Here is a 16,570-nt window from a genome sequence, read left to right as displayed (position 1 = left end):
GCGGACCGGTGGAGCGGGCCTCAGCGCAGCAGCGCCAGCCAGCCGCCGCCCCGTCTCCTGTGCATGCGCGGTGGCGAGACGACGGCCACGGCCTCGAGCCTGTTCCTGATCTCGTCGCCGCACGCCCGGGCCCGGGCGTCCTCGTCCTTCCCGCTGCCCGGACGGATCGAGAAGCGGACGGTGACGATCGGTACGCCGCGCGGCAGGTCCAGGCGCACGTCATCGCAGTGGGCGAACCCGGGAACGGCATCCCGGGCGGCGCCGAGCACCTCGGGCGGGCGATGGCCGGGGCGCACGTCGTGCACGGGCAGCTGAGCGCGGAACGACGGCATGGTGCAACCTCCATCCGAACCGGACCGGGACAGCTCGCATTGCGCCACCGCGCCCGACATTCCGACGACTGCGATGCGCACGGCACAGTCGCGACCGGTAACCTGCACCTGTGCGTTATCTTTCGACCCGTGCCCTGGGCGCCGACGACGCCAAGCCGTTCTGCGACATCCTGCTCGAGGGCCTCGCAGCCGATGGCGGGCTCTTCCTGCCCGAGCAGTACCCGCAGGTGCACGCCGACACGCTGGAGGAATGGCGCGGACTGCTCGACGCCGAGGGCTATGCGGCCCTGGCCGCCCGCCTGATCGGCCTGTTCATCGACGACGTCCCGGCCGGCGACCTGGAGCGTCTGAGCGCGGCGGCCTACACCGCGCAGAAGTTCTCCGACCCGCGGATCGTTCCCGTCACCCGTATCGGCGCCGGCCCGCTGTGGCTCGGTCACCTGTCCAACGGCCCGACGGCGGCCTTCAAGGACATGGCCATGCAGCTGCTCGGCGAGCTCTTCGAGTACGAGCTGGCCCGCCGCGGCTCCTGGATGACGATCCTCGGCGCCACCAGCGGCGACACCGGCAGCTCCGCCGAGTACGCCATGCGCGGTCGCGCCGGCATCTCCGTCGTCATGCTGACACCCGCCGGCCGCATGACCCCCTTCCAGCAGGCCCAGATGTTCTCCCTGACCGACGCGAACATCGTCAACGTCGCCGTCAAGGGGGTCTTCGACGACTGCCAGGACCTCGTCAAGGCCGTCAACGCCGATGCCGGGTTCAAGGCGAGGTACCACCTGGGCGCGGTCAACTCGATCAACTGGGCCCGCCTCATGGCCCAGGTCGTCTACTACTTCGCCTGCTGGCTGCGCGTTACCGACGGCCCCGGCCAGGCGATCAGCTTCAGCGTGCCGACCGGCAACTTCGGGGACATCTGCGCGGGCCACATCGCCCGCGCCATGGGCCTGCCCATCGGTCGCCTCATCCTGGCCACCAATGAGAACGACGTTCTCGACGAGTTCTTCCGCACCGGCGTCTACCGTCCGCGCGGCTCCGCGCAGACCCGTGCCACCAGCTCGCCGAGCATGGACATCTCCAAGGCCTCCAACTTCGAGCGCTTCATCGCCGATCTGTACGGCCGCGACGGCGCCCGGGTCCGCGAACTGTTCGCCGCCGTCGCGGAGGACGGCTTCTTCGACATCTCCGGCACCCCGCAGTTCGAGGCCATGCGCAGCGGATACGGCTTCGTCTCCGGCTCCTCGACGCATGCCGACCGCATCGCCACCATCGGTCGTCTCCGACGCGAGTACGGCGTCCTCGTCGACCCGCATACCGCCGACGGCGTCAAGGTCGCGGAGCAGCACGCGGCGGTCGGCGAGCCCATCGTCGTCCTCGAGACCGCCCTGCCGGTGAAGTTCGCCGACACGATCGAGGAGGCCACCGGCCAGCCGCCGCCCGTGCCGGAGCGCTTCGCCCACATCGAGGAGGGACCGCGCCGCGTCGTCGAGCTGCCGAATGACGTGGACGCCCTCAGAGGACTCGTCGTGAGCACGGTCGAGTCACTGTCCAACCGGCCCGCTGAGGCGGGCCGCCCGGAGAAGAAGGAGACATCATGACGATGCGCGTCGGCATCCTCACCGCAGGCGGCGACAGCCCCGGCCTGAATGCCGCCATCAGAGGATTCGGCAAGGCGGCCATCGGGACCTACGACATGAAGCTGATCGGCTTCCGCGACGGCATGCGCGGCCTGGCCGAGAACCGGTTCATCGAACTCGACTCGGCCGCCCTGTCGGGAATCCTCACCGTCGGCGGTACCATCCTGGGCACCAGCCGCGACAAGGTCCACAAGATGATGGTGGACGGCAAACTGCGCAACATGATCGACACGATCAAGAAGAACTACGAGAAGGACAGGCTCGATGCGCTCGTCTGCCTCGGCGGCGGCGGGACGGCCAAGAACGCCAAGCGCCTGTCCGATGCCGGCATGAACGTCATCACGCTGCCCAAGACGATCGACAACGACCTGGTCGGGACCGACCAGACCTTCGGCTTCGCGACGGCCCTCGAGATCGCCACCGACGCCATCGACCGCCTGCACTCGACGGCCCACAGCCACCATCGCATCATCCTCACCGAGATCATGGGGCACCGCGCCGGCTGGCTCGCGCTCGGTGCGGGCATAGCCGGCGGCGCCGACATCATCCTGTTGCCCGAGATGCCCTACAACGTCGAGTCGATCGCCGAGACGATCAGGCGCCGCCGCGCCCACGGCAGCAACTTCTCGGTCGTGGCCGTCGCCGAGGGCGCCCGCAACGTCAGGGACGCCGCCGAACTGGCCGCAGCGGAGACCCTCGTCAGAGAGGCCGATTCGTCCGAGGCCCGGGACGCCGCCAAGAGGCACCGCAGGGCTGTCGAGGCCTCGCACCGCGCCCACACCTTCACCCTGGCCGAGCAGCTCGAGGCCGCCACCGGCCTGGAGTCGCGCGTCTCGATCCTCGGCTACGTCCAGCGAGGCGGTATCCCGTGCGGCCGCGACCGCCAGCTCGCCACCCTGCTCGGCACGGCCGGCGCGGACCTGATCAGTCAGGGCCGGTTCGGCGTCATGGTCGCCGCGAGGGGGGAGACCGCCGTGCCCGTGCCGCTGGAGGACGTGGCCGGCAAGATCCGCTACGTGCCCACGGATCACCCCTGGATCAGAGCAGCCAAGGAGGTCAACACCGGTTTCGGCGACTGACGGTTCCCGGCCCCTGCCGGTTGCACGCGGCCGCGGCACCGGGTCACCGTGAAATCGACTCCCACCGGGCCCGCGACAGGGTGAGCGCTGCGGATGCAGGGGGCGCGGGCCGGATGCGGCCGCGATGCTCGAGGTCGAGGGCATCCGGGTCGGGCCGGTCGTCCCGCCGTGCACCCCGGTGCCGTTCGCGCACGTGCCGGAGCCGTCTACATCAGCACGACCGAGCGCAGCACCTGCCCGGTGCGCATCTTCTCGAAGGCTTCGTTGACCTGGCCGATGCCGATCGTCTCGGAGACGAAGACGTCCAGGTCCAGACGGCCCTGCCGGTACAGGTCGAGCAGCATGGGAACGTCGCGTTCGGGCAGGCAGTCGCCGTACCAGCTGGATTCGAGCGAGCCGCCGTAGTCGAAGACGTCGATGAGCGGGATGTCGAGCTGCATCTCGGGGACGGGCACGCCCACCAGGACGACGCGGCCGGCCAGGTCGCGGGCGTAGAAGGCCTGCTTCCAGGTGGCCGGGGTGCCGACGGCGTCGATGACGACATCGGCGCCGAAACCGCCGGTCAGCTCATGGACGGCCGCGACGACGTCGGTACTGGTCGCGTCGATCGTGGCGGTGGCGCCGAGCTCCGCGGCCAGTGCCAGCTTCCTGGGATCGGTGTCGACGGCGATGAGGCCGGTGGCGCCGGCGGTCCGGGCACCGAGCAGGGCGGCCATGCCGACGCCGCCCAGGCCGATGACGGCCACCTGCTCGCCGCGCCGTACCGCGGCGGTGTTCAGAGCCGCGCCGAGACCGGCCATGACGCCGCAGCCGAGCAGACCGGCGACCTGCGGCCGCACCGCCGGGTCGACCTTCGTGCACTGGCCCTGCGCGACGAGCGTCCTGGGTGCCAGCGCGCCGATGCCGAGGGCAGCGGTCAGCTCGGTGCCGTCGGCCAGCCTCATGCGCTGGGCGGCGTTGGCGGTGTTGAAGCAGTACCAGGGTTCGCCGCGCCGGCAGGCGCGGCACTGGCCGCAGATGGCGCGCCAGTTCAGTACGACGTGGTCGCCCACGTGCACGTGCGTGACGTCCGCGCCGGTGGCGGACACGGTGCCGGCCGCCTCGTGGCCGAGGAGGAAGGGGTAGTCGTCGGTGATGGCCCCGGTCGCGTAGTGGAGGTCGGTGTGGCAGACGCCGCAGGCCGTGATGTCCACGACGACCTCGCCCGGGCCGGGGTCGGGGACGATGACGTCGGCCAGCTCGACGGGCGCTCCCCTGACGCGCGAGACGACTCCTTGGACGGTGGTGGACATTGTGGGAAACTCCTGGATAGGGGCCCTGATCAGGGCGGACGCCCCGAGGTTAACGCGGTTCGCTGGCGCTGGGCTGTGCAATCGGCGCCGGTACCTGGCTCTGTGCTGAGAACGCGGCCCCGACACCGCCCCGGCGGTGACCTGCTCGTCGTCGCCGTCATCGGCTGTCCGGCCTCGCGAAGAGCCGCGGCGGACGGCTCCCGCGTCCCGGGGCGGCAGCATCGGTCACCGGATGTGAGTGGTCGGGTTCTGGACCAGGCCCTTCCCGACGTGGCCGTGGTGGTCCTCGTTACCGGCGCTGGTGGCGCGTTCGCCTCGACCTCGTCGCCGGGGGCTCGCCCAGGACGATCTCGGCCGTGACGGACTCGCCGCCCTCCTCGAAGACGATCGGGCACCGGATGTGGCCGGCGGCCGACAGGTCCTCGCGGACCAGCCTGAGCCTGGCGATCGATGCCGTCGGGGCAGTCACCGTAATGGCCTCGACCGGGGTCTTCATGGAGACCTTGGCGTCCGATTTGGCGCCGCGCACCAGGACCAGCGCCGTGGCCGTGTCGGTCACCAGCGAGGCGTCGCCGCCGGCGGGCAGCTCGTCGACGCCCGGCCAGGCGGAGGTGTGCACAGAGCCCGGCTGCCACCAGCTCCAGACCTCCTCGGTGACGAAGGGCATGAACGGTGCCAGCAGCCGCAGGAGGACCGACAGGGCCAGCTGCAAGCTGGCGTTCGCCGAGGCGGCGGCACGCTCGCCCCGGGCCCCGTAGGCGCGCTCCTTGACGAGCTCGAGGTAGTCGTCGCAGAAGCTCCAGAAGAAGGTCTCGGTGGCCTCCAGGGCGCTCGTGTAGTCGAACTCGGCCAGCGCCCGGCCCGCCCTGCCGACGACCTCGCGCAGGGCGGCCAGCTCGGCCAGGTCGATGGCCTCGGTAATGGCGTCGGGGCCGGTCGGCGCGCCCATGCCGAGTACGAACCTGCTGGCGTTGAGCACCTTCATCGCCAGGCGGCGGCCCACCCTCATCTGGCGCTCGTCGAAGGGGGAGTCCATGCCCGGGCGGGCCATGGCGGCGCGCCAGCGCACGGCATCGGCGCCGTACCTGTCGATGATGTCGGTGGGCACGATCGCATTGCCCCTGGACTTGCTCATCTTCTTGCGGTCGGGGTCGACCACGAAGCCCGAGACGGTGGCGCGCCTCCACGGCACGGTGCCGAACTCGGAGTCGGAGCGTACGACGCGGCTGAACAGCCAGGTGCGGATGATGTCGTGGGCCTGCGGGGCCAGGTCCATCGGGAAGGTCAGCCCGAACAGCTCGGGGTCGCGTTCCCAGCCGCAGACGATCTCGGGGGTCAACGAGCTGGTGGCCCAGGTGTCCATGACATCGGGCTCGGCCATGAAGCCGCCGGGTGCGCCGCGCTGGGCCGGCCCGTAGCCGGGCGGGCAGTCCGAGCTCGGGTCGACGGGCAGGTCCTCGGGGGCCGCGACGATCGGGGAACCGTAGTCGGGATCGCCGTTCCCGTCGAGCCGGTACCAGACGGGGAAGGGGATGCCGAAGAAGCGCTGGCGGCTGATCAGCCAGTCGCCGTTGAGGCCCTCGACCCAGTTCGAGTAGCGGAACCTCATGTGCTCGGGCACGAAGGAGATCTCCTCGCCGCGGGCCAGCAGCCTGGCCTTGAGCTCCTCGTCGTGGCCGCCGTTGGCGATGTACCACTGGCGGGTGGAGACGATCTCGAGCGGCCTGTCCCCCTTCTCGTAGAAGTTGGCCATGCGCTGGGTGGGACTGGGATCGCCGGTCATCTCCCCGGTGGCCCGGAGCTCGGCGACCATGGCGGCGCGGGCGCTGAAGACGGTCTTGCCGGCCAGCTCGGCCGCGTAGAAGGAGGCATCGGGCAGCCAGTCGGGCCTCTCGCGCAGCAGGCGTCCGTCGCGGCCGATCACCGTGCGCGTGGGCAGCTGCAGTTCGCGCCACCACTGGACGTCGGTGAGGTCGCCGAAGGTGCAGCACATGGCGATGCCGGCGCCCTTGTCCATCTCAGCGGCGGGATGGGCCAGGACGGGCACCTCGACGCTGAAGACGGGCGTGGTCACCGTCGTGCCGAACAGCCCCTGGTAGCGCTCGTCGTCCGGGTGGGCGATGAGGGCGCAGCAGCTGACGAGCAGCTCGGGACGGGTCGTCTCGATGAAGACATCGGTGCCGTCCCCCTTGTGGAAGGCCAGCCGGTGGTAGGCGCCGGGGTAGTCGCGGGCCTCCAGCTCGGCCTGGGCGACGGCGGTCTGGAAGGTGACGTCCCACATGGTGGGGGCCTCGCTCATGTAGGCCTCGCCGCGCTCGTAGTTGTGCAGGAAGGCGAGCTGCGAGATGCGCTGCGTCTCGGCGCCGATCGTCGTGTACAGCTGGCTCCAGTCGACCGACAGGCCGACCTTGTGCCACAGCTCGGCGAAGGCCTGCTCGTCCACCCCGGTGAGGCGGTGGCACAGTTCGACGAAGTTGCGGCGGCTGATCGGGACCTGCCTCTTCGGGTTCGGCCTGGCCGGGGGCTCGAAGTCGGGATCGTAGGGGATCGACGGGTCGCAGCGAACGCCGAAGTAGTTCTGGACGCGGCGCTCGGTGGGCAGGCCGTTGTCGTCCCAGCCCATCGGGTAGAAGACGTGCTTGCCCGTCATGCGCTGGTAGCGGGCCACCACATCGGTGTGAGTGTAGCTGAACACGTGGCCCACGTGCAGCGAGCCCGAGACTGTGGGCGGGGGGGTGTCGATGCTGAACACCTGGTGGCGGCCCTGCGGGCGTTTGAACGCGTACAGCTGGTCGGCCTCCCAGATCGCCGACCACTTGTCCTCGAGGCCCTCGAGCGCCGGACGGTCCGGCACCCGCCAGCCCGGAGAGGTCGGAGCGGTCGGCGATGCGGGTGTCTCGGTCATGAAGGACATCCTACTAACCCGTAACCCCGCGTCCGGGCGGCCTCGGCGCGCAGGGGAGCACCCGCCGCGGCGGGTGCTCCCCTGCGGAAGAACGAACGCTCGGCCGGCTCAGGCCACGGCGGCGTTGATGACGTCCATGACCGACTGCTCGCTGTTGGGATCGGCGTCCGTGAACGAGACCTGCTCGCCGTTGACCGTGAAGGTCGGCGTCGAATTGACGCCGGCGTCCTTGCCGGCCTGCTCGACGTTCTCGACGAAGGTCTTCGTCTGGTTCTGGTCCACGCAGCTCTGGAAGGTCGTCAGGTTCTCGCCGGTGATTCCGGCCGTGTCGGCGAAGTCCTCGCGCAGCTGCTGCATGGTGTAGCCGTTGCCCTCCTGCGCGGGCGCGTTGGCGTAGGCGGCGTCATGGTATTCCTGGAACTTCCCGACCTGATCGGCGCAGGCGGCGGCCATGGCGGCGCGCTTGGAGGATTCGGGCGTGCCGTTGGACTCGTTGAGCTGCTGCAGGTTCTGGTCGAGGAAGGTGCGGGTGCGGTACTCGAGCTGGATCTGGCCGCTGGTGGCCAGCGATTCGAAGGTCGGTCCGAAGTACTGCTCGTAGGTCTTGCAGATCGGGCACTGGTAGTCCTCGTACACGACCAGGGTCGGCGCGGAGGCGTTGGTGCCGAGCTGCGAGACGATCCCGGTGCCGTCGGCATTCGCGTGCGGCGGGGTGATCTGCTCGCCCAGGGTCGTCACGACGGTGGTGGGCTCGTTCTTCCCGGTCCCGAGCCTGCCGGTGGCGCCGAGGACCGCGACGACGATGATCGCGATGCCCACGGCGGCGGCCACTGCGATGAGGATCGCGCGCATGCGCTTCTGATGGGCCGCCTGCGCGGCCTGGGCCTGGCGCAGGGCCTCGCGGCGGTTCGTGCCCGCCCCGCCAGCAGGAGTCTGCTTCTTGCCTGGGTTCTTCGAGGCCATGTCAACCTTCCGGCTCGGGGATTCTGGTCCGTGCACAGAGCTGGAGGGCAGTCTACCCGGCCCGGGGCCGGCAATTACTCTTGAGCGCGATGACCAGGACACCTGAGAACCACGTCCCGCCCACCGGCCACGCCCGCATCGTCGAGTCGATCACCTCGCGGTGGCCCGAGCACCGCGTCGGCCCCTCGCTGGAGCGCGTCCGGGCACTGTGCGGCCTGCTCGGCTCACCGCAGGACGCCTGCCCGGTGATCGCGGTCACCGGCACCAATGGCAAGGGCAGCACGGCCATCATGATCGACGCCGTCCTGCGCTCGATGGGCCTGCGCACCGGGTGCTTCAGCTCCCCGCACCTGCAGGACGTCACCGAGCGCATCTGCATCGACGGCGCCCCGATCGCGGCCGAGCGCTTCGACGAGGTCTGGGAGCAGATCGGCCCCATGGTCGGCATGGTCGATGCCCGGCGGATCGACGGCATCGCCATGACCTTCTTCGAGGTCATGACGGCCATGGCCTACGCGGCCTTCGCGGATGCGCCCGTCGACGCGGCGGTCGTGGAGGTCGGCATGGGCGGGCGATGGGACGCCACCAATGTGGCCGATGCCCGGGTCGCCGTCGTCGGGCCGGTCGACATGGATCACATGCAGTACCTCGGTGACACGCTCGGCGCCATCGCCGGCGAGAAGGCGGGCATCATCAAACCCGGCTCCACCGCTGTCCTGGCCGGCCAGCAGCCCGAGGCCGCAGCCGTGCTGTCCCGACACTGCGTCGAGGTCGGTGCGGCGATGGTGCGCGAGGGCCTGGACTTCGCCCTGCTCGACCGCCGGCCCGCGGTCGGGGGCCAACTGCTGCGCATCGAGAGCGCCGGCGGGCCGATCGGCGATCTCTTCCTGCCCCTGTACGGCGCCCACATGGCCCACAACGCCGCCGTGGCCACCGCCGCCGTCGAGGCGTTCTGCGGAGGCCGCGCCGTCGAGCCCGGCATCCTCGCCGGCGGCCTGGCCCGGGTCAGGGCGCCGGCCCGCCTGGAGGCCGTCCACCACGATCCGCTCGTCGTGCTCGACACGGCCCACAACCCGCACGGCGTGCGCGCTGCGCTGGCCGGCTTCCGCGAGGCCTTCGACGCCCGCCCCGCCATCGGCGTGCTCGCCATGATGGCCGACAAGCAGATCGGCACCGTACTGGGGCTGCTCGCCGACGAACTCGACCAGATCGTCGTCACCGCCGTTCACGGCAATCCGCGCGCCATGGGCGTCGAGGATCTCGCCTCGGCCGCCATCGGGGCATTCGGCCGGACCCGCGTGCACACCGCCGCTGACACGACGGGCGCGCTCAGCAGGGCCATGATGATCGCCCGGGACTCGGGGGGCGGAGCCGGCGTGCTCGTCATCGGCTCGGTCTACCTGGCCGGGGAAGTCCGCGACATCCTCGCGGACGAGGGGCCGGGACCGGTCGTCGACCCGCTCACCGTGTCGGTCGCCGGGGACCCTGACGGCCCCGGGCGGTGAGCCGGGCCATCCGGGTCGTTCGGGGGCGTGTCCGGTTGTGGATGGCCCGGAAGCAGCGGTGCCGGCCCGTTAGGGTGGAATGCCATGAGCACCGCGTACCCGCCGATGGCCTGTCCGCCGAGGCCGGCGGCCCATCAGCAGCCTTACGAGTCGGGGCTGCCCGTCCAACCCACCCGGTACCACGGGCTGTGGCGCTCGCCGCGCTGGCGGGTGTGGCGGCCGATCGTCGGCGCTCTCGTCGGCGGCGTCCTGTGGTTCGTGGCCTTGAGCGTCTTCTCCACGATCGGCGTCGGCATCGATCTCGCCGGCGGACGTTACGGCTCCTTCCAGGAGTACCTCAGGGAGGCCGCCACGGGGGGCGGCCTGACGCCGGCGATCTTCATCGCGAACAACCTGGCGCTCGCCTGCTCGATCCCGATCGTCTGGCTCGTGGCCAGGCTGCACTCCCAGCCGATCGGTTTCGTCCACTCGGTCACCGGGCGCTTCCGCTGGCGCTGGTTCGGCCACTGCCTGCTCGTGCTCCTGCCGGTCTGGGTCGTCTTCATCGCGGTCGAAACGCTCCTCGCCGGAGGCTTCGACGGCCTGGCCGTCACCGCCGACACGCCCGTGCTCATTCTCGGCGTGCTGCTCACCACGCCCATCCAGTGCGCCGGGGAGGAGTGGTTCTTCCGCGGCGGCATCAACCGGCTGGTCGCCAGCTGCTTCCCGCAGCGCACCAGGACACTGGGCATCGTCTCGGCGCTCGTCGGCGGCGCGGTCAGCTCGCTGTGCTTCATGCGGGCCCACAGCGCGCAGGACCCGTGGCTCAACATCACCTACTTCGGCTTCGCCGTCGTGGCCTGCCTCATGTGCTATCGCACCGGGGGCCTGGAGGCCTCCACGGCCATGCACATCCTCAACAACATGACGTCCATGGTCTTCGTGCCGTTCAGCGACATCAGCCGCATGTTCGACCGCTCCGAGGGCACCGGCAGCCCGGCGAGCCTTCTGCAGCTGGTCGTCCTCGCCATCGCCGCAGCGCTCACCTGCTGGCGCGCCAGGGCCAGGGGACTCGCCACGACCAGCGAGCCGGAGCCCGTCCCGGCCCCCCTGCCGCCGGCCGGCCACTGGCAGCGGACCTGCTACGCACCCGGCCCGGTCCCGGTCGGCGGCGACCCGGCCGCGCCCGGTCCCCACGGCGTGCCGATGCCTTATCGGCAGCCGGTGCCGTACCAGCCCTGGGGCGGATCGCCGGCGAGCGCGCAGGACGCCGTGGCGCCAGGCGCCGAACCGGGCGATGACGTCCTGGCATCGTGGCAGCCGCCCGTCGGCCGGCCGCGGATCATGGATGGGGACGGGGAACCGCCCGCTGCGGAGCGGCCCGTCCCGCGGCAGGAGGAGTGAATGATCGAGTGGTCGCGCCCCGAGCCGGCCGGACTCTTCGACCGGCTGAGCCCGCTGCTGGCCCAGGTCTCGACGCCGGTGCAGTACGTGGGCGGCGAGATCAACTCGCAGCTGCGCGAATGGGGCGACTCGCAGGTGCACTGGGTGCTCATGTACCCCGATGCCTACGGCGTCGGCCAGCCCAACCAGGGGCTCGCCATCCTCTACGAGGTCATCAACGAGCTCGGCTGGGCGAGCGCCGAGCGCAGCTTCAGCGTCTGGCCCGATCTCGAGGCTCTCATGCGCGCCCGCGGCCTGCCGCAGTTCACACTCGAGAGTCACCGCCCCGTCAGGGCCTACGACGTGCTCGGCATCAGTCTGAGCACCGAGCTCGGCTACACCAACCTGCTCAACGCCCTCGACCTGGCGGTCATCCCGATCCACAGCGACGAGCGCACCATGGACGACCCGCTCGTGCTGGTCGGCGGACACTGCGCGTTCAACCCCGAGCCCATCGCGGGCTTCGTCGACGTCGTCGTCCTGGGCGACGGCGAGGAGGCGGTCATCGAGCTGTCGCGCATCGTCCGCGAGTGGCGTCTGGCCGGCTGCCCCGGCGGGCGCGACGGGGTCCTCGGGACCCTGGCGGCCACCGGGAGCTTCTACGTGCCGCGCTTCTACGACGTCGACTACGGCTCCGACGGCGCCATCGTGCGCATCAGCCCCAACAGGGACGACGTCCCCGCCTCGGTCCAGCGCTGGGTGCTCACCGACCTGGACGCCTGGCCCTACCCGAAGTCGCCGATCGTCCCGCTCGCCGAGACCGTGCACGAGCGCTACTCGGCCGAGATCTTCCGCGGCTGCACCCGCGGCTGCCGCTTCTGCCAGGCCGGCATGATCACCCGCCCCGTGCGCGAGCGCTCGCTCGCCACCATCGGCACCATGGTCGACCACGGTCTGCGCTCCACCGGCCTGGAGGAGGTCGGCCTGCTCAGCCTGTCGAGCGCCGACCATACCGAGATCGACGAGATCACCCACCAGCTGGCCGACCGGTACCAGGGCGGCAATGTCTCACTGTCGATCCCCAGCACCCGCGTCGACGCCTTCAACGTCGACCTGGCCCGCGAGCTGGCCCGCAACGGACGCCGCCCGGGCCTGACGATCGCCCCCGAGGCCGGTTCGGAGCGCCTGCGCGCCGTCATCAACAAGAACGTCAGCGAGGACGACCTCATCACGACCGTCTCCGCCGCATTCAGCCAGGGCTGGCGCTCGGTGAAGATGTACTTCATGTGCGGCCTGCCCACCGAGACCGACGAGGACGTGCTGGCCATCGCCCGCCTCGCCCACCGCGTCGTCGAGACCGGCCGGGAGATCACCGGCAGGCGGGACGTCTCGTGCACCGTCTCGATCGGCGGTTTCGTGCCCAAGGCGCACACCCCGTTCCAGTGGGCCGTCCAGGCCGACGCCGAGCTCATCGACCACCGCATCGGCGTACTGCGCGATGCCGTGCGCTCGGACCACGGCTTCGACCGGGCCATCACGGTTCGCTGGACCGGCGGCGAGCCCGGCCAGATCGAGGGCCTGCTGGCCCGCGGCGACCGCCGGGTGGGACGCGTCATCGAGGCCGTCTGGCTCGACGGCGGGCGTTTCGACGGCTGGCGGGAACATTTCGACTACCAGCGGTGGGTCGACTGCGCGGCGATCGAGCTGGAACCCCTGGGCGTCGACCTGGCCTGGTACACCACCCGCCGGCGCACCGAACCCGAGGTGCTGCCCTGGGACCACCTCGACTCCGGCCTGGACCGCACCTGGCTGTGGCAGGAGTACGTCGCCGGGTGCGCCGCGCGGCAGCTCGCCGACTGCCGCTGGGACGACTGCAAGGACTGCGGCGTCTGCCCGCACTTCGGTGTCGGCATCGAAATGGGTCCTTCCGGCAGGTCCCTGCTCCCCCTGGCGCCCCTGCCGCCGCGGCGGGCCGGGACCGGCGCGGACGCCTGACCCGACCCCGGAGCCCGGGGCGCGGTGTCCGGAATCGCCCGCGGGCGCCGGTACGGTCCACGCACCCCGCCCGCCGGGCCTACCATACGTGCGTGTCCCGTCGAGAACCGCCGCGCCAGCCGCCGCCCGTGCAACGCCTGCGTCTGAGCTACTCCAAGCTCGGTGCGGCCAGGTTCGCCTCCCACCGCGACTTCTCCAGGGCCTTCGGGCGTGCGCTGCGCCGTGCCGGCATCCCGATGGCCTACTCCTCGGGCTTCTCGCCCCACCCGCGCATCAGCTACGCCAATTCGGCGCCCACCTCGGCCGCCTCGTACGCCGAGTACGCCGACATCGCCGTCCTCGAGGCGCTCGATCCCGACCAGGTGCGCGGGGACCTCAATGCCGCCCTGCCGATCGGTTTCCGCGTGCTGCGCATCGTCGAGAAGCGCCGCCCCTCGTTGTCCGACGTGCTGCAGGCCTCCGACTGGGCGATCGACGTCGGCGTCGTTGACGAGCAGGACCTCGGACGGGCGGTCCGCGATCTGCTGGCCGCCGGATCCGTCGAGGTCAGCCGTATCACCCGCAAGGGCGAACGCGTCTTCGATGCGCGCCCGGCCATCAGCTCTGCACGGGTGGACGACGAGGGCCGGGTGCAGGTGCGCGTGACCCACGGCGCCCCGCTCGTGCGCCCCGATGACGTGCTGCAAGCGCTGCGTCGGCTGCACCCCGGGCTGGGCGGGGACCACCCCGGCCTGTTCACCCGCCTGCGCCAGGGCCCGCTGCTGCCCGACGGATCGATCGGCGACCCGCTCGACGTGCCCGACCCGACGATCCCGGGGTTTCCCGGCGGGCCGCAGGACCACGAATGAACGACGGCGCCCGCGAGCGCGCCGCCCCACTCGGCAATTGGCGCATGTGTCATACTTGGTTCCAGGTAAGGGCCGCCAAGCGCCTGTGCCCGCGGGCCGCTGGATGCATCCTCACCGCGACGCGAGAGCCGACCGCGGGGGATCCCGGTAGCAGCGGGAGCCGCCAGCTTTTGTCGCACGTGATGCGACTGACGTGCACCTGTCCAGGTGCAAGAGGAGCACTCCATGCTCGATGACGCGACATCTGAAGCATCCGAGACCGCTGATGACGACCTGCCGTGCCCCCCGCGCGGTCGCCGTGCCAGGACCCGCCCGGCCGGTCCGCCCCAGGCCGATCCCATCGTGGCCCCCGAGTCCGAGGAGCCGCACCCGGAGACCGCCGGGGCCGTGACCGGCGAGGCCGGGGAGCCCCCTGCCGGGCAGTCCGGGTCCGAGCAGTCCGACCCGGTCGCCGCCGCCATCGCCGCCGTGATGAACGAGGTCGCCGCCGAGCGCGCGGCCGAGCAGGCCGGACTCGAGGGTCTTCCCGAGCCCGCCGAGAAGCCCGTCCGCCGCCGCAGGCCCGCGCCCGGCGACGGGGAGGACGGGGGGTCCGCGGCCGGGCAGGTCGACGCGCTGCTGAGCGAGGCGGAGCGGGCGGCGGTCGGCAAGGGCCGCGGCGATACCAGGGGCGCCGACGAGGAGGATCTCGACAAGCAGGCCGTTCTCGACTCCCTGACGGCTGCGATCGCCGGCGGCGAGGCGCCCGCCGAGGTTCCCGGCGGACCGGCCGAGGAGAACGGTCTGCCCGCCGCCGAGGAACGGGACGGGTCGGCCCGGGGCGGGGACGACGGCGCCGAGGCCGAGCCGGCCACACACCGCCGTCGTCGTCGCGGCGGTCGTCGTCGCCATCGCGGCTCCGAGCCCGGCGAGAACGAGGACGGCGTCGAGAGCGAGTCCCCCGAACCCGGGGGGAAGCCCGGCGAGGATGAGTCCGGGGGCTCCGAGCGCGGGGAGGGCGGCCAGGGCCAGAACCGTCGCCGTCGTCGCCGCCGCCGCCGAGGAGAGGACGTCGGCGGTTCCGACGACGACCCCAGCGATGTCGTCGTGCGCGTGCGGGAGCCCCGCCACAGCGCCGTCGACGAGGTCACCGGCATCGAGGGCTCCACCCGCCTGGAGGCCAAGCGCCAGCGCCGCAAGGAGGGCCGGGCCGCGGGACGGCGCCGCGCCCCGATCCTGTCCGAGGCCGAGTTCCTGGCCCGCCGCGAGTCCGTCAACCGCAAGATGATCATCCGTCAGCGCGAGGAGTACACGCAGCTGGCCGTGCTCGAGGACGACGTCCTTGTCGAGCACTACGTCGACCGCAAGGCCTCGACCTCGCTGATCGGCAACATCTACCTGGGCAAGGTGCAGAACGTCCTGCCCAGCATGGAGGCCGCCTTCATCGACATCGGTCGCGGCCGCAACGCCGTGCTCTACGCCGGCGAGGTCAACTGGGACGCCGCGCCCGACAAGAACGCCCCGCACGCGATCGAGACCGCGCTCGAACCCGGTCAGACCGTGCTCGTCCAGGTCAGCAAGGACCCGATCGGCGCCAAGGGCGCCCGCCTGACCGCACACATCTCGCTGCCCGGTCGTTACGTCGTCTACTCCCCGGACGGTCATCTGTCCGGCATCAGCCGCAAACTGCCCGACACCGAGCGCCGCCGGCTGAAGGAGATCATCAACGAAGTGGTGGACGAGTCCAGCTCGGTCATCGTCCGCACCGCGGCCGAGGGCGTCTCCGCCGACGACCTGCGCCACGACGTCGACCGGCTCAAAGCCCAGTGGGGGGTCATCGAGAGGAAGGTCGCCACGGGCAATGCGCCCCAGCAGCTCTACGCCGAACCCGACCTGACCCTGCGCATCGTGCGCGACCTGTTCACCGAGGACTTCTCCGAGCTGGTCATCGCCGGTGACGGCGGGCCCTCCGACGCCTTCGACACGATCGACGCCTATGTCGAGCACGTGGCTCCGAGTCTGCGCGACCGCCTGCAGCGCTGGAACGACGAGCAGGGCGATCCCTTCACCACGTACCGCGTCGACGAGCAGATCTCCAAGGCCCTTGAGCGCAAGGTCTTCCTGCCCTCCGGCGGCTCGCTGGTCATCGACCGCACCGAGGCCATGACGGTCATCGACGTCAACACCGGCAAGTTCACCGGCTCGGGCGGCAACCTCGAGGAGACCGTCACCAAGAACAACCTGGAGGCGGCCGAGGAGATCGTCCGCCAGTTGCGTCTGCGTGATCTGGGCGGCATCGTCGTGGTCGACTTCATCGACATGGTGCTGCCGGCCAACCGGGAGCTGCTGCTGCGCCGCCTGGTCGAGTGCCTGGAGCGCGACCGCACCCGTCACCAGGTGAGCGAGGTCACCAGCCTGGGTCTGGTCCAGATGACGCGCAAGCGCATCGGCACCGGCCTGGCCGAGGCCTTCACCGTCGAGTGCGACGCGTGCGGCGGCCGCGGCTACATCCGCCACGACGAGCCCGTCGCCAGCCAGGCCCCGGCCGACGGCGGCGAGCGCCACCGCCGCGGTCGCCGCGGCGGCAGAAGGAAGGGCTCCTGAACCGACTCCACCGGCCAGTGGGTCCTGGATCCTGGAGTTGGGCCCGGGGCCGTCGCGCGCCCCCGCGAA

The 16,570-nt window shown here is 71.2% G+C and carries 11 protein-coding genes; 7 read left to right on the top strand and 4 right to left on the bottom strand.

Translation table 11 applies throughout. From position 1 onward, the window contains the following. Window positions 1–20: 20 nt before the first annotated feature. Window positions 21–332: a hypothetical protein gene (locus R2N01_RS00650; protein WP_316667408.1), complete on the bottom strand. Its 312-nt coding sequence runs from the start codon at window positions 330–332 to the stop codon at window positions 21–23. Between the two features lie 110 nt (window positions 333–442). On the opposite strand from R2N01_RS00650, the gene thrC reads away from it, so the two are divergent. Beyond that, entirely contained in the window at window positions 443–1,930 is a 1,488-nt protein-coding gene (thrC, locus tag R2N01_RS00645) for a threonine synthase (protein WP_316667406.1), read from the top strand. Further along, window positions 1,927–3,048, top strand: coding sequence for an ATP-dependent 6-phosphofructokinase (locus tag R2N01_RS00640; protein WP_316667404.1), 1,122 nt, complete (start codon window positions 1,927–1,929; stop codon window positions 3,046–3,048). The genes thrC and R2N01_RS00640 overlap by 4 nt, the downstream gene beginning before the upstream one ends. Before the next feature lie 206 nt (window positions 3,049–3,254). Here the strand turns inward: R2N01_RS00640 and R2N01_RS00635 are convergent, their stop codons facing one another. From R2N01_RS00635 to R2N01_RS00625, 3 genes are all read right to left on the bottom strand, one after another. Next, on the bottom strand, window positions 3,255–4,340 hold the full coding sequence (locus R2N01_RS00635) for an S-(hydroxymethyl)mycothiol dehydrogenase (RefSeq protein ID WP_316667402.1): 1,086 nt from the start codon (window positions 4,338–4,340) through the stop codon (window positions 3,255–3,257). 289 nt (window positions 4,341–4,629) lie between these two features. Further along, entirely contained in the window at window positions 4,630–7,254 is a 2,625-nt protein-coding gene (valS, locus tag R2N01_RS00630) for a valine--tRNA ligase (RefSeq protein ID WP_316667400.1), read from the bottom strand. 99 nt (window positions 7,255–7,353) lie between these two features. Continuing rightward, window positions 7,354–8,208 carry a thioredoxin domain-containing protein gene (locus R2N01_RS00625; protein ID WP_316667398.1) on the bottom strand — a complete coding sequence of 285 codons (855 nt, stop codon included), beginning with the start codon at window positions 8,206–8,208 and terminating at the stop codon, window positions 7,354–7,356. An 89-nt stretch (window positions 8,209–8,297) separates the two neighbouring features. Here R2N01_RS00625 and R2N01_RS00620 point away from each other — a divergent pair, with 89 nt between their 5' ends. From R2N01_RS00620 to R2N01_RS00600, 5 genes are all read left to right on the top strand, one after another. After that, window positions 8,298–9,713, top strand: a complete 1,416-nt coding sequence (locus tag R2N01_RS00620; protein ID WP_316667395.1) for a folylpolyglutamate synthase/dihydrofolate synthase family protein — start codon at window positions 8,298–8,300, stop codon at window positions 9,711–9,713. An 84-nt stretch (window positions 9,714–9,797) separates the two neighbouring features. After that, a complete protein-coding gene (locus R2N01_RS00615; protein ID WP_316667393.1) occupies window positions 9,798–11,096 on the top strand; it encodes a type II CAAX prenyl endopeptidase Rce1 family protein in 1,299 nt (432 codons plus the stop codon). Beyond that, on the top strand, window positions 11,097–13,070 hold the full coding sequence (locus R2N01_RS00610; RefSeq protein ID WP_316667391.1) for a TIGR03960 family B12-binding radical SAM protein: 1,974 nt from the start codon (window positions 11,097–11,099) through the stop codon (window positions 13,068–13,070). A gap of 128 nt (window positions 13,071–13,198) precedes the next feature. Beyond that, window positions 13,199–13,918: a TIGR03936 family radical SAM-associated protein gene (locus tag R2N01_RS00605; RefSeq protein ID WP_316667389.1), complete on the top strand. Its 720-nt coding sequence runs from the start codon at window positions 13,199–13,201 to the stop codon at window positions 13,916–13,918. 225 nt (window positions 13,919–14,143) lie between these two features. Continuing rightward, the gene (locus tag R2N01_RS00600; RefSeq protein ID WP_316667386.1) at window positions 14,144–16,501 is read left to right on the top strand and encodes an Rne/Rng family ribonuclease; all 2,358 of its coding nucleotides are present in this window, start codon (window positions 14,144–14,146) and stop codon (window positions 16,499–16,501) included. Window positions 16,502–16,570 lie beyond the last annotated feature (69 nt).

Origin of the sequence: uncultured Propionibacterium sp., assembly GCF_963539965.1 — a bacterium.
GTDB lineage: Bacteria > Actinomycetota > Actinomycetes > Propionibacteriales > Propionibacteriaceae > Propionibacterium.
The sequence above is the reverse complement of the archived record's forward strand: the minus strand, read 5'-3'. Positions and strand labels throughout refer to the sequence as shown.